Source organism: Paenibacillus phoenicis (genome assembly GCF_034718895.1).
In the GTDB taxonomy this organism is placed as follows: domain Bacteria; phylum Bacillota; class Bacilli; order Paenibacillales; family Paenibacillaceae; genus Fontibacillus; species Fontibacillus phoenicis.
Genome location: NZ_JAYERP010000001.1, coordinates 142,848 through 157,063, shown reverse-complemented (window position 1 = coordinate 157,063; position 14,216 = coordinate 142,848). Strand labels below are relative to the sequence as shown.

Sequence of the window (14,216 nt, the reverse complement as noted above, 5' to 3'; positions counted from 1 at the left end):
CAAGGCGCCGTGTCGAGATTTCGTGTCAGGACACTGAATTAGAACGCCGGAATCGCAATCTCGTCGTAATTGTCCTCGAGAAACTTCTTGACCTCCGGACTGGAAATCGCCTTTGCCAGCTTCTGAATCGGCTCGGAATCACGGTTGTCCTCACGAGCCACCAAAGTGATTGCAAATGCCGATTCGACGGTTTCCGTCAGCAAGGCATCCTTCTTCGGCGTAAGTCCCAGCGGGCTGGCATAAGCCGGGGTCATCAGCACCAAATCGGCATCGTCCAGCATCCGGGCCAGCATGAGCAGGTCAACTTCCTCGAATTTATAGTTATGCTTGTTCTCTGCGATATCCGCAAGAGTCCCGTTAATCCCTACGCCTTCCTTCAGCTTGATCACGCCGGCTTTGTCCAGCATGTCAAGGGAGCGTCCTCCGTTAGACGCGTCGTTTGCGATCACGATCGTTGCTCCGTCCGGGAGCTCTTCCATGGATTTATAACGTTTGGAGTAAGCGCCGTATACCGCATGGTACACCGGCTGAACCGGAACGAGGTTGGCGTTTTTGTTTTTATTGTACTCCTCCATCCAAGGGACGTGCTGGAAGAAGTTCGCATCCACTTCCTTGTTCGCCAGCGCATCATTTGGCTGCACATTGTCGGACAAGATCACAACTTCCAGGTTGATGCCCTCTTCCTTCAGCTGCGGTTTGATCAGCTCCAGGATGTCCGTCATCGGCGGAATCAACGAAGCCACCTTCAGTGTAGTTTCCGTGGTTCCGTTCTCTGTCGTCTCCGTATCCGCCGCTGCCGGTGCTCCCACACCTGTCCCGTTATTTGAGGTGTTGCTGTTATTACCGCAAGCGCTCAGCACCAACATCAGCAGTACGAGCGACATGATCCATTTTCCTGTTTTCAGCATGGTTTCTCCCTCCATTGTTAGCGTTTATCCAACCATCGGGACAACGCATTTCCTATAAATTGAATTCCTTGCACCAAAATTACCATCAGCACAATCACCACAGCCATCAGCTCGGTTTCGAACCGCTGATAACCGTAACGGATGGCAAAATCGCCAACCCCTCCGCCGCCGACCACACCCATGACCGTCGAAAAGGAAATGAAGCTGATCGTCGAGGAAGTTAACCCCAACACCAGGCCGGGACGGGCTTCTACATACAAAAATTTCGTGATGATCTGCAGCTTGGACGCCCCCATGGACCGTGCCGATTCAATTACGCCGCGCGGCACCTCCAGCAGCGATTGCTCGACAAACCGCGCATAAATAGCGATTGCCACAACGGCCAGCGGAATCGAGGCGGCCAGCGTCCCGATCGCCGTGCCAACAATCAGGCGGGTGAGCGGAATCATAAACACCACCAACAGCAGGAACGGAAAAGAGCGAACGACGTTCACGATCCCGTTTAGCAGGCCGTACCTCAGGGAGTGCTCATATAGCTGGCCTTTACCGGTCAGATACAAGGCTGTACCTAGGGGCAAGCCAATCAGTAAGGCCGCCAGCAGCGCGATCCCAACCATCACGAAGGTCTCGCCGATCGCTTCGCCAATTTGACTGCGATACTGGACGAAACCATCCCACATCATCATGAGAAAATCCAACGCCCTTACACCTCCATCCCGCCAAGCAACTGCTCCCGATACGAAGCGTGGTAACCAGCCATTGCGGCGGTGCCTACTTCCGCATCGTTTCGCTGGAGCGTAAACGCATCGGTGATCCGGCCCTCTTCCATCACCGAAACCCCTTGGCAAATGCTGCGCACCACGTCCATTTCATGCGTGACGATCACGATCGTCATCCCTAATGTCCGGTGGATATGCAGCAGCACCTCGAGAATCTCTGCCGTGGTTTTCGGGTCCAGCGAGGAGGTCGGCTCATCGCACAGCAGGATGCTTGGCCGGCTCGCCAGCGCCCGTGCAATCGCCACCCGCTGCTTCTGCCCCCCGCTGAGGGAAGCCGGATATTGGCCGGCCTTGTCCTCCAGGCCGACGAAACGCAAACATTCCCGCACGCGTTCGGCGCGCTCCTTCTTGGGCAAGCGGGCGAGCTCCAGCGGTACCGACACGTTCCCACTGACCGTCCGGTTATTCAGCAGGTGGAACTGCTGAAAGATCATGCCGATCGAGCGCCGCACCTCGCGCCGCGCAGTTTCAGGGAGCGCAGTGAGCTCCTGGCCCAGAACCGTCACTTTCCCTTGATCCGGCAGCTCCAGAGCGTTCATCATTCGCAGCAGCGTTGATTTTCCTGCCCCACTGGGCCCGATAATGCCGTGGATGGTGCCTTCCGGGATCTGCAGGGAGACATTGCGCAACGCTTCAAATCGCCCGTTTCGCAAGCTGTACGTCTTGCTGACATGCTCCAACGTGATGATAAGCGTCCCTCCTCTCACTCCGGCGACTGTATTACTTATTTGATCATTCTGTTACATTATGCTTTCTTCCGTTGATTATAGACCATTTATGCATCTGTGTCACTAATTTTTGAAGTTTATTATAAAAGAGAAAAAGAAAGAACCGCCAAGACTCCCTTAGCGGTTCTTACCCTAATCTCATGTTCCACACTTCCTGCAGGACAGAAATGAACACTTCATCCAACATGACAAAGCCGGGGCCGTATTTGGGCTTTGGGATTCCCAGGTCGATGCGAGTTGCTCAAATTTTTCTATCCGGTCGGACAAATAGCTGTCTACTCGCAGAAGACACGGCTCAGGCTCCGGATGGGCTCCGCTCCGCTTACGCGCCAGCAGCAGGCCGATCTCCTCCTGAAGCCCGCTGTCTAAGTCCGGCAATGCAGCTTCAACCGGCAGCTCTATGCCCAAAGGCTGCGGTGTACCGCGGCGCTCGATCCAAGCGCAAGCCAGCACAGGCCGAGTACCGATAGGTATGCCTTCGGGGTGGCTTGCTTGCCCGAGAGCTTGGTCGTCGTCATGGGCCTAGATGGCCGGCATGACATTTCCACCGGTCACCGGGAGGTACGCCCCCGTGATAAAACCGGCTAACTCGGAAGCCAGGAACGCAACCGCATTGGCAATATCCTGATCTTCCCCCCGCCGCTTCAGCGGAACTCCAGCGATATAAGCGGCATCATTCCGATCCGCAAGCTCGCGGTCGCGATCGCTGATCGTCCAGCCCGGGGCGACCTGATTAACGGTAATCCCGTACTCCCCAACCTCCTTGGCCAGGACGCGGTAAACGCCGTCCATGCCTCTTTTTCCTGCCGTATACGCCGACTGGTTGGGGAAATTCTGCATGGCGCACTCGGTATTAATTCCGATGAAGCGACCTTTTCTTTTGCCCATCATCGCCGGAATAAACGCCTTGGCCAGAAACACGCTCTGCAGAACGCAGGATTCAAATTGGCTCACATAATCCTCTGCCGGCTGCTCCAGAACCGAGGTCCAGTTATACTGCACCACGGCATTGGCGACGACGATATCCGGATCGCCAAGCTCGGCCGCTACCTTCGCTTTCATCGCTTGGATATCCGCTTCCTTCGTGATATCGCCTCGCACGATCATCGCTTCTCTGCCGGCTTCGGTAATCTCCTGCAGCAATTCCTGGGCTTTGGCTTCATTATTCACGTAGTGAATCGCCACTTTCGCTCCGCAAGCGGACAACGTCCGGGTGATTACCCGGCCTAACTGGCCGGTTGCTCCGGTAATCAGCGCGATTTGTCCTGAGAGATCAATATTCAACACGGGTACGCTCCCCCTTGGCTCCGATTTATAGCTCAAGTCTCTACCTAATCGGATATTCGTATTATTTTAACGATCAGCTTATCATCTTACTTCGATTTGACGTTTAGCTCTTTATGTTCTGTTTTCTCATAAGCCTCCAAGATCGAGGTCAGCAAACCTGGGAAGCGGGACTCCAAATCCACTTCCCGCAACGAAATAAACCGCTGCGTGCCTTGGATCCGGGTCGATATGACGCCGGCTTCCCGCAGCGTCCGGATATGGTGCGACAACGTCGATTTGGCGATGGGAACCTCGAAATAATTGCAAGGCTGTTCGCCGCAGCGGCGCATTTCCGCCACAACGCTAAGCCGAATCGGGTCACTTAAAGCGTACAACACGGAAGACAATTGGATTTCATCCCGTTCGGGGTGATATAGAACCTTCATAAGGAAAACTCCTCGTATAGTATCTTTAAAAAGCTCTTTTAGGTTCATTTCCATCCCCCCGGGGGATGGAAAACAGCCTCCAAATTTCCAGCTTGTTCTTTGAAAATTCCATCAGGGACTGGACTTTCCGGTATGCCTCTGGACAATGGAACGTAGGGTCCATTCGGGGAAATCCTTCTGCCTCCAGTAGCATCGTCTACTCCTTAAGTCTGTTTCTCCGGTACGCGTCTGAGCTTCTTACCCGCTGGCTGTTCCCTTCGGCATCCCATGCCCGGTTTTAGCAGATCCGGGGCAGCTCATGGCCCGAAGTGTGTCCTCATACGCGAGGGTGATAGATCTGCGCGTGCGCCGGAGGCATCCCGGAGCGTCCATTCCCTGAATCCCTAGCGAAAGGAGGAATTTCACTTGAAGCTTTTTGTCGGTATTGACGTGAGCTCGCAAGAGCTCGAAGCGTGTTTCATGAACGCTGACGGTGACAAGCTTGAGACACTCACCGTCAAAAACAATTTGAATGGCGCCTCGCACTTGCGTGACCAAATCGTCGCTGCAGCGGACAAGTTGGCCGTCACCGAGATTCACATCGGCTTGGAAGCCACTTCCGTCTACAGCTGGCACCCTGCCATGTACCTGCATCAGGATCCAGCGCTTCGAGAGCGCAAGGCCAAGGTGTTCACCTTGAACCCCAAGCTCATCAGCAAGTTCAGAGAAGCCTATGCGGATATGGACAAGACCGACCGGCTCGACGCCTGGGTCATTGCGGATCGCCTGCGCTTCGGCCGCCTGACGACCACCATCGTCATGCAGGAGCAGTATGTCGCCCTTCAACGCCTCACGCGCATGCGTTTCCACTTGGTCCATAACTTGGCTCGCGAGAAGCAGTACTTCTTGCAGAACCTGTTCTACAAGTGCAATGCGTTTACAACCGAGGTCGACAGCTCCGTGTTTGGCCATGCGCTCATGGAGATGCTCTCCGAGAAGTTCAGCCTCGATGACATCGCCGAGATGGACGTGGCCGATCTGGCCGACTATCTGCGGGACAAGGGACGCAATCGTTTCCCCGATCCCGAGCGGGTCGCCCGCTGCATTCAGCAAGCTGCCCGCGCCTCCTATCGGCTGTCCAAGGTCGTGGAGGATTCGATTGACCTGGTGCTCGGCACCTCCATCGAATCCATCCGCAGCATCCAGAAGCAGCTCAAGGATCTCGACAAAGCGATCGAGCGGGTCCTCGACGGCATTCAAGGCGCTCAGTGCTTGCTGTCAGTGCCCGGCATCGGCAAAGTCTATGCAGCCGGTCTGCTCGGCGAACTCGGCGATATTGAACGGTTCAAGGATCAAGCCGCCGTCGCCAAGTACGCGGGTCTGACGTGGCGCAGGCACCAGTCCGGCGTCTTCGAGGCGGAGGACACCGCCCGCATCAAATCCGGCAACCGATTCCTGCGCTACTACCTCGTTGAAGCTGCCAACTCGGTTAGGATGCGCGATGAAGAATTCGGTGAATATTACCGGAAGAAGTATCACGAAGTGCCCAAGAATCAACACAAACGCGCCCTCGTCTTAACGGCAAGAAAACTCGTGCGTCTGGTCGATGTGCTGCTACGCAGCGGCCAACTCTACACGCCTCGAAGGAAGGTGAATAGCGCCAAGGATTAACGCCTCCTTTGCCTTAGTCCTTCACGAATTCCCAGTAAAAATCTGGTATCTGACATGGTTTTTGGCTGGGTTTGGTTTGATGCGCCCTTTTTTCGTGACTCCGCGCTCAACAGGCACGGGAAATTTCCAATTCGATTAAATCAACAGCTTGACATCATACCGCTGGACTTTATATCTAAATTTCGTGATGAATTCATTCTCCCCTATTTATATCATAAGGTAAGGCATGATATATTTCAATCGTTCGATAATTTTCGAACAACACTGGGCCTCGCCGCCGTCGCCGGGTTGTTTAGCCCGAGCTTCTGGATTCTGCTCGCCGTTCGCATCGTGCAAGCATCCGGTGCCGGAGCGGTCGTTTCGTTGTCGATGGTTACGTTATCCCGTTACGTTCCGATCCAGCGGCGCGGCAAAGCGATGGCCTTGATCATGTCGGCCGTATCGCTGGCAGCTTTGCCACCTTGTTTTTGCTGCCGCAAATTTTAGTGCATCGCTTCGGATTAACCGCCAGCCATGCCGGACTGGTCATCTTCCCGGGCTCGATCCTCGCGATGGTCGCTTCCCGCAAAGTGGGTTCGGTCATCGACCGTCAAAATCCATACCCTACCTCTGAAAAAAGAAAACCTTTGGAGCAACTCCTTCTACTTCTTCCGGCTTCGCAGCTCCTTCATGATTTTGCGGCCGGTAGGCGTTTGTGCCAGCCCGCCCTGCGCGGTTTCGCGATGGCGGCTGGGCATCGCCGAGCCCACCTCCAGCATCACGTCGATGACTTCGTCCGACGGGATCGCACTGCGCACACCGGCCAAGGCCATATCGGCGGCAGCCAGCGCATTCACCGCCCCAAAGCCGTTACGCACGATACAAGGAATTTCGACGAGACCGCCAACGGGATCACAGATCAACCCCAGCGTGTTCTTTAACGCGAGGCCAACGGCGTGCACCGCCTGCTCCGGCGTCCCGCCGCGTAGCTCAACCATTGCACCGGCCGCCATCCCAATCGCCGATCCGATTTCTGCTTGGCAGCCCCCTTCTGCACCGGAAATAAACGAGTTGTTGGCGATCACGTACCCGATGGCCCCCGCGCAAAACAACCCGCGCACAAGATGCTCATCCTCCCAGCCGAAGCGCTCTTGGGCGCTGACGAACACGCCGGGGATGATGCCGCACGAGCCCGCCGTCGGCGTGGCGACGATCCGGCCCATCGAAGCGTTCACCTCGGACACGGCCAGCGCATAAGCCATGGCCTGACATGCGATGTCACCAACCGAGGTCTCACTGCGATTGCGGTAAGCCTCCACCCTTTTGGCATCGCCGCCGGTCAGCCCGCTTGTGGAGACGATATCCTCCGTCAGCCCCTTATGCACCGCCGTTTTCATGATTTGGTAGTATTCGTTCATGGCGGCCAAAATTTCTTCCTCCGATTGCCCGCTCTCTTCCACCTGGTCCTGAATCATAATGCTGGAAATCGTGCGAGATTCCCGCTCACAGAGCTGGGCCAGCTCACGTAAATTTTTAAAACGCATCGTGCTCCCTCCTCATTTTACTTCGTCAGATCAATATAGGACACTTGGCTGACATGCTCCAACGCACGGATCGCCTCCACTAATTCCGGCGGAATGGACGAATCGGCTTCCACAACAGTCAGTGCCTCAGCGGTCCGCCCTTTCCGATCGGTAATAATGTAGCCGATATTGACGTTCTCCCGGCTGAACAAGGCCGTAATCCCTGCCAGTACCCCTTGCCGGTCTGCGTGGGAGATGACCAGCGTCGGCAGCTCGCCTGAGCATTTCACCTCAAAACCGTCGATGTTGCGAATGACGATCGTCCCTCCGCCAATGGATGCCCCCATGACCTCGATATGACTTCCGTCTTGGCGGGTTAGTTTTATTTTTACCGTATTCGGATGGGCCCCAGGCAGGACTCCGGTGGCAAACACCACCTCAATCCCCTGCTTTTCAGCGTCCTGCATCGACTGGCGGATTCGCTCGTCGTCCGTACGGTAATCCAGAATGCCGCCAACGATGGCCAGATCGGTACCGTGCCCGCTGTACGTTTCGGCAAAGGAGCCGTAGAAACAAATCTCCGCCTTGACCGGCGCGGTTCCGAGCAGCTGACGGGCAAATCGTCCAATCCGTACAGCCCCGGCCGTATGTGAGCTGGAAGGCCCAATCATCGCCGGACCGATAATAGAAAATACGCTTTTAAATCGCATCGCTACATCTTCCCCTCATTTTTTCTATGACGAAAAAGAGACAGAGCAAAAAGGCTGCTGCCTTTCGCTCTGTCCCCGTTACCTGAAAGTTTAATGTTCCCGGTTCAACTTAACATCCGGGTCCATGTACCTCTTGGGTGGCTGTTCGCTCTCTCCAGAGTGGCGTCCGATCATGGTCCTTGTACCTGAGAGATTCGGCTGCCGGCTGCAGGACCGGCCCTTGCTCCTTCGGTGCCGCTAAGCTGGCGTCCCTTTTCGGATCAGCCCGCGGACTCTCCCATCATCCTCATTCGCCGATATGAATTTGTGCTTAATGTAAACCGAAGCTAGCAAGATGTCAAGATATCTTACATAAATTCCGGTGGTTCACGTTGAATTCTAGTTATTTTTTCCTATTTTTATAAGAAAATATGTATATTTTACTCATCCACCCACTTGTATACCTGATTTTACAGATATATACTGTCCGTAACAACCCCAGATTTTACCTTATTTTATGAATTGTTGAAAAATAAGGTGCGCTCCGTGTTAACTTATCTTCACTCTATGACCCCTGCTAAACTAAAACGATTCTCTCCACAGCATTGGCTTCAACTCACATCCACATCCACCATGACTTACTTACACCCGCTTCCACTATTTTACATGAAGGAGGTGATGTACCCAAGAGGCACTTGCTTCAATTTTTGTCAGGCGTAATGCGTCCGGACTCAGCTATTCGTTTCTCCGGGCGGCCGTCACAGGATGGATGTTGGGCTTAAAACTTAATCAAAGGGAGTGAAGAAGTTGATAAGTCTCAAGAGATTTCGCAAACCTTTCTCGCTTGGCATGTCGATCCTTCTTGCGTTAACTCTCGTTCCCGTCGCCTCCGCCAGCAGCAGCAGCGTATCGGGACAAAGCAGCCTGAGATCGAGCGCGCCCCAAGTGGCCGAAGCCAAGATCGACGCTAAATTGCAGACCCAGTTTAAGCAAGACGACTTCGTCACCTACCTGGTCAAACTCAAGGAGCAGACCGATACAACTTCGGTCGCCAAGCTGGCTCTTCAGAAAGCCCAGCTGGAGAAATCCACTCCTTCCGCCGCGAAGCTGTCCGTACGGACTTCCGTTGTCAGCGCCCTGCGCGAAACGGCCTCCCGCACCCAATATGCGCTGGAGGAATACTTGCGGAAAGCCCAGCAATCCGGAGAGGTGAAAGACTACAAAAGCTACTTTATCGTAAATGCCATGGCGGTGACAAGCTCGAAAGAAGTACTGGAGCAAATCGCCCTTTTCCCCGAAGTGGAGAAAATTCTGCCGAATGAAGAACGACATCTGCAAAAGGTTGAAATCCACAAAGATGCGGCTGCAGAGCCTGCCGTGAAACCGGTCGACGAAATTTCTTCTTCGCTGGGCGGCACAAGTCAAGCTCCCTCCGACGTTACTCCAAGCAGCGTCGAGTGGAACATCGCCCAGGTCAATGCCCCCGAGGTGTGGAATATGGGCATCGACGGCACCGGCATCGTTGTAGCTAACCTCGATACCGGGGTAGATTACAACCACCCGGCTCTACGGAGCAAATGGCGGGCCCTTGATTCTTCGGGCAATATCGTGAATCCCGAACTCAGCTGGTATGATCCGCACAGCCATGCTTCGCTGCCTACCGATAGCCACGGCCACGGCACGCACACCATGGGAACGATGGTTGGTTCGGAGCCGGACGGCTCGAACCAGATCGGCGTTGCGCCTGGGGCGAAATGGATCGCAGTCCGTATCTTTAACCCCTCCACCACGGATGCCATCATTCTGGACGGCGGCCAATGGTTGCTCGCCCCGGTGGATGCCGAAGGGAATCTGCATCCGGAGCTGGCTCCGGACGTGGTGAACAATTCCTGGGGAGGAGGCCCCGGTATTGATGAATGGTTCCGCCCGATCGTACAAGCTTGGAGAAGCGCGCAAATCTTCCCTGAGTTCTCGGCGGGCAACACCGATATCTTCAACCCCGGCGGTCCCGGTTCGGTAGCTGCGCCAGCTAACTATCCTGAAGCGTTTGCCACCGGTGCTACGGACATCAACGGGAATTTGGCGGATTTCTCTTTGCGTGGACCTTCGCCTTACGGTGAAATTAAACCGGAAGTTTCCGCACCTGGGGTCAACATTCGGTCCTCCGTTCCCGGTGGTGCCTATGAAGGCGGCTGGGACGGCACCTCGATGGCAGGCCCGCATACGACAGCCATCGCGGCCTTGCTGCTGCAGGCCAACCATTCCCTCACGGTAGACCAGCTGGAGGAAATCCTGACCAGCACGGCCACACCGCGGACAGACGCCGAGTATGAGACAGTCCCTAATAACGGATATGGATACGGCATTGTAAATGCGTTGAACGCCGTAGGCTCTGTCCTCCAAGGGATCGGCAGCGTCTCCGGTCGCGTGGTGACCGGCGGAGAAGACTTGGACGAACCGGTCCTAGAGCATACGCCGCCTACCTTAATATATGAAGGCTTTGATTTGACATTATCCGCCCGTGTCAGCGACGAGGTGGCGGTCACATCGGTCGATTTTTATGCGAAAGAAGCTGGAACCAGCCATTATTTATATATTCCGGCCACACGGGTATCCGGAAACGAGAAGGATGGCGTATATGAAGCCACCATCCCCGCTTTCCTGATCGGAACAGCCGGCCTTGAATATTATATCCACGTGAATGATTACGGCAATAACGGATTTGACAGCGAGCACTATTCTGTGACGGTGTCAGCCGGGATCGAGCCCGGATATTTGCAAGATTTCGAGTCGGAACCCATCGGATTCCAGTCTGGCGGAGCCGGCAACACTTGGGCTTGGGGAACGCCAGTCAGCGGACCGGGCAGCGCCTACTCCGGTGAGAAGGTGTACGCCAGCAATCTGACCGGCACCTACGCACCCAACAGCAATTCGTATCTGCTTATGCCGCCGATCAATTTGACCGATAGTCCGCAAGGGGCATTGCTCTCTTTTAAGCATTGGTATGACCTTGAGGAGGGCTACGATATCGGCACGGTGTATATCGCTTCTTTAGACACCGATTACGCGTTCGTACCGGTAGCGGAATTCACTGGCACAAGCGACGGCTGGAAAACACAATACCTGGACCTGCGCGACTATGCCGGTGAGCAAGTTTACCTGCAGTTTGGACTGACCAGCGACGGCTCCGTGCATAAGGCCGGTTGGTACCTGGACGATCTGTCCCTGCAAGTACCTGACACCACCGCACCTGAAGCACCTGCCGATCTGACCGGCTCCGTGAACTTTGCCGGCAGTGCCGAGTTGTCCTGGTCTCCGTCCGCCGATGAGGACGTGAAATTGTACACGGTGTACCGCTCGACCACTTCGGGCTCCGGCTATGAGGTGATCGGTACAAGCGGCCAAACGGAATTTACCGACACAACAACTGAAACGGATCATACCTATTATTATGCGGTCACCGCTACGGATTACAGTGACAACGAAGGCCCTAAATCCAATGAGCTGGAGCTGACAGTTGTACGTCCGGTGACGGTATTCAGTGATAACTTTGACGGCAGCAGCGATAACGGCTGGACGCACAGCGGCACGCGGGACGAATGGGAACGCGGCACCCCGGTGGAACCCGGTCCGGCTAGCGCTGTCTCCGAGCCAAACGTATGGGGAACCGATCTCGACAGCAACTATGAGAATGGAACAAATGCTTCGCTCATCTCCCCGACGATCGATTTGAGCACCGTCGATAATGCTACCCTTGTGTTTGATCATTGGTTTGAAATTGAAACCAATTATGATAACGGTTATGTGGAAATCAGCTCCGACGGCGGAACGACATGGAACGAGCTGGGCAAATTTTCACATAGCACCAATGGCAAGGTTTGGAGCACCGCTTATTACGATCTCGAAGATTATGTCGGAGAGCAAGTTCAGGTGCGGTTCCGTTTAACGACGGACGGCAGCGTTGTGAAAGCCGGCTGGTACATCGACAACGTTCAGGTGCTTAGCGTAAATACACCGGAAGATCAGGTGACGCAAAACGTGCTTGGCGAAGCCGGAGCAAAAACGGACAAGGCCGTAAAATCCGGGCCGGCCTACAAGCTGACCCGCACAAGCAAGGCCGAATTCGAGCAGCAGGTGAAACAAGCGAAGCCAGCCGGTGACATCGGCATCAGCAGCCTGCCGGCCAGCGCAACCGTGACGGTGGTGGAAACCGGGCGCTCTGTAAAAACCGATCCAGCCACCGGACGCTACAGCTTGAATCATGTTGCTGGGGATTACACGCTGAAAGCGGAAGCCTACGGCTATTATCCGCAAACGGCCAATGTGACCATCGCCGATCAGGTAAACGCCAAGGTCAACTTCACCCTGCAGCCGATTCCGAAAGGTACGCTCACCGGAACGATTACCGATGAACGTACTGGGGAGCCGATTGAAGGCGCAACGGTGATGGTGCATGAAGATGCGATGGTTGCACCGCAAATCACCGGGGCTGATGGCAGCTTCTCATTAGAGCTTCTGGAAGGCACCTATACCTTGTCGGCAAGAGCGGCCGATTATTACGCGAATACGTTAACCGTTACGGTACCGCCGAACGGTACAGCCGACGGCTCGTTGGCGCTCAGGCCGTTTGTGGGCTTGCCGGGCGAAATCGCCTACGATGATGGCACGCCGGAAAATGCTTGGGCCTTCAACGCGGCAAACAACGCCTGGGCGGTACGCATGACGCCGGAAGCCGGCGCGGTGCAAGTCACCGGCGCATCGATTCGATTCTGGAATACCGAATGGCCTGTTCCGGGCGGAACCGAGTTTCAATACGCCGTTTACGACGCATCCGGCCCTGACGGAGCGCCAGGTCGGCAAGTAGCCGGTCCTTTTGACGGTACCGCTTTGCGTAATGACCAATGGACCGTGCTCGAGCTGCCGGAACCGGTCACTGTCGAAGGCGACTTCTACATCGTGTACATTCAAACCTTGGCCGGAACAAACGCTCCGGGGCTTGCAGCCGACGAATCCAGCCCGAACGCCCGTCGCAGCTGGAATCGAATCAATGGGGCGTGGAGCTTGGCGGAACAAGCACAAGGCAACTTCATGATTCGTGCCATCGTGCGTTACCCGGTGGACGCGCCGGTCATTACGTCGCCGGAGGACGGCTCTTATACGAATCAATCTACCTTTACCGTGACCGGAACCTCTCCAGCCAACGACGCTGAGGTGAAGGTGTACAACGGCACCGAGCTGGCGGGTGAAACTACGGTTGAAAACGGACAATTCAGTCTGCCGATCGAGCTTCATGACGGAGCCAACGCGTTGTCCGCCGAAGTCATCGTGAACGGAAAAGCAACAGATCGTTCACTGCCAGTCACAATTACACTGGACACCACCGCTCCGGAACTCGAAATAGTTTCACCGGTGGACGGCTTCCGAACCAATTCGGAAGTGCTGAACGTGACGGGTTCTGCGCTTGATGAGTTCATCAACAAGCTGACCGTAAACGGACAAGAAGTTCCGCTGGAAGGCAGCGGCGCGTTCGCGTACCGTATGTTGATTAATGCCGGTGAGAATCTGATCACCGTAACCGCGACGGACCACGCCGGAAACGAAACCACGGTCACTCGGACGGTCTACGTGGATACCGAGCTGCCGGAGATCACTAATCTGACACCGGCAGAGGATGTTCATTTAACAGCAGGTGAAGCGGTGACGGTATCCTTTGACAGCGTTCCAGGGCTGACGGCTTCGTTCCGCATCGAACTGCCGTTATCGTTATCGGGCGGTTCGAGCAACGGAATTTCGATGACGGAAACTGAACCAGGGCACTATGAAGGAACGTACACGACACCTGCCTCGCTTGTCTTGGAAGGCGGCGTGATCGTGGTTACAGTTCGCGATGCGGCTGGAAACAGCGGCGATTTCCAAGCGCCGGGCCGTTTGTTCGTCAGCGCGCCGGGTGAAAATCCGGGCGAGGATCCCGGAAATACGCCAAACGTCCTGCCGGTAGCCGTCATTCATGCCGTGGAGCGTGCGGCCAAGAATAAGCAAATTGACTTTGACGGTTCCGCCTCCTCGGATGCCGACGGCCGCATCGTCCGCTACAGCTGGTCATTCAGCGACGGCGGCACCGAGCTCGGCCCCAAAGTCAAACACCGCTTCTCCGCTGCTGGATCGTACACCGTCACCTTGACGGTGACCGATGACGCCGGCGCGGTGAACAGCGTGGTTCACAAAATCGTGATCCGGTAAGTCTCGGA

General features: G+C 55.3%; 11 protein-coding genes and 1 riboswitch. Of the genes, 3 read left to right on the top strand and 8 right to left on the bottom strand.

Annotation, left to right across the window (positions count from 1 at the left end):
• Positions 1-38 precede the first annotated feature (38 nt).
• From U9M73_RS00640 to U9M73_RS00620, 6 genes are all read right to left on the bottom strand, one after another.
• Positions 39-908, bottom strand: coding sequence for a MetQ/NlpA family ABC transporter substrate-binding protein (locus tag U9M73_RS00640; protein WP_323075901.1), 870 nt, complete (start codon positions 906-908; stop codon positions 39-41).
• Between the two features lie 17 nt (positions 909-925).
• Positions 926-1,594, bottom strand: a complete 669-nt coding sequence (locus U9M73_RS00635) for a methionine ABC transporter permease (protein ID WP_036646124.1) — start codon at positions 1,592-1,594, stop codon at positions 926-928.
• 17 nt (positions 1,595-1,611) lie between these two features.
• Positions 1,612-2,376, bottom strand: a complete 765-nt coding sequence (locus tag U9M73_RS00630) for a methionine ABC transporter ATP-binding protein (protein WP_260069808.1) — start codon at positions 2,374-2,376, stop codon at positions 1,612-1,614.
• Positions 2,377-2,553: 177 nt separating this feature from the next.
• Positions 2,554-2,868 (bottom strand): DNA polymerase beta superfamily protein, encoded by a 315-nt coding sequence (locus tag U9M73_RS22120; RefSeq protein ID WP_397376573.1) that lies wholly within the window; start codon positions 2,866-2,868, stop codon positions 2,554-2,556.
• A gap of 69 nt (positions 2,869-2,937) precedes the next feature.
• On the bottom strand, positions 2,938-3,699 hold the full coding sequence (locus U9M73_RS00625) for an SDR family NAD(P)-dependent oxidoreductase (RefSeq protein ID WP_316010094.1): 762 nt from the start codon (positions 3,697-3,699) through the stop codon (positions 2,938-2,940).
• An 89-nt stretch (positions 3,700-3,788) separates the two neighbouring features.
• On the bottom strand, positions 3,789-4,127 hold the full coding sequence (locus tag U9M73_RS00620; RefSeq protein WP_009226217.1) for an ArsR/SmtB family transcription factor: 339 nt from the start codon (positions 4,125-4,127) through the stop codon (positions 3,789-3,791).
• A 405-nt stretch (positions 4,128-4,532) separates the two neighbouring features.
• Here U9M73_RS00620 and U9M73_RS00615 point away from each other — a divergent pair, with 405 nt between their 5' ends.
• Together U9M73_RS00615 and U9M73_RS00610 are read left to right on the top strand one after the other, a co-directional pair.
• On the top strand, positions 4,533-5,777 hold the full coding sequence (locus U9M73_RS00615) for an IS110 family RNA-guided transposase (RefSeq protein ID WP_016310842.1): 1,245 nt from the start codon (positions 4,533-4,535) through the stop codon (positions 5,775-5,777).
• A 288-nt stretch (positions 5,778-6,065) separates the two neighbouring features.
• On the top strand, positions 6,066-6,263 hold the full coding sequence (locus U9M73_RS00610) for an MFS transporter (RefSeq protein WP_323075897.1): 198 nt from the start codon (positions 6,066-6,068) through the stop codon (positions 6,261-6,263).
• 155 nt (positions 6,264-6,418) lie between these two features.
• On the opposite strand, the gene sdaAA is transcribed toward U9M73_RS00610, so the two are convergent.
• A complete protein-coding gene (sdaAA, locus tag U9M73_RS00605; RefSeq protein ID WP_009226215.1) occupies positions 6,419-7,300 on the bottom strand; it encodes an L-serine ammonia-lyase, iron-sulfur-dependent, subunit alpha in 882 nt (293 codons plus the stop codon).
• A gap of 17 nt (positions 7,301-7,317) precedes the next feature.
• A complete protein-coding gene (gene sdaAB, locus U9M73_RS00600; RefSeq protein WP_009226214.1) occupies positions 7,318-7,989 on the bottom strand; it encodes an L-serine ammonia-lyase, iron-sulfur-dependent subunit beta in 672 nt (223 codons plus the stop codon).
• 163 nt (positions 7,990-8,152) lie between these two features.
• A riboswitch (glycine riboswitch) is annotated at positions 8,153-8,279 on the bottom strand.
• A gap of 496 nt (positions 8,280-8,775) precedes the next feature.
• Here sdaAB and U9M73_RS00595 point away from each other — a divergent pair.
• On the top strand, positions 8,776-14,208 hold the full coding sequence (locus U9M73_RS00595; protein WP_323075895.1) for a S8 family serine peptidase: 5,433 nt from the start codon (positions 8,776-8,778) through the stop codon (positions 14,206-14,208).
• Positions 14,209-14,216: the final 8 nt, after the last annotated feature.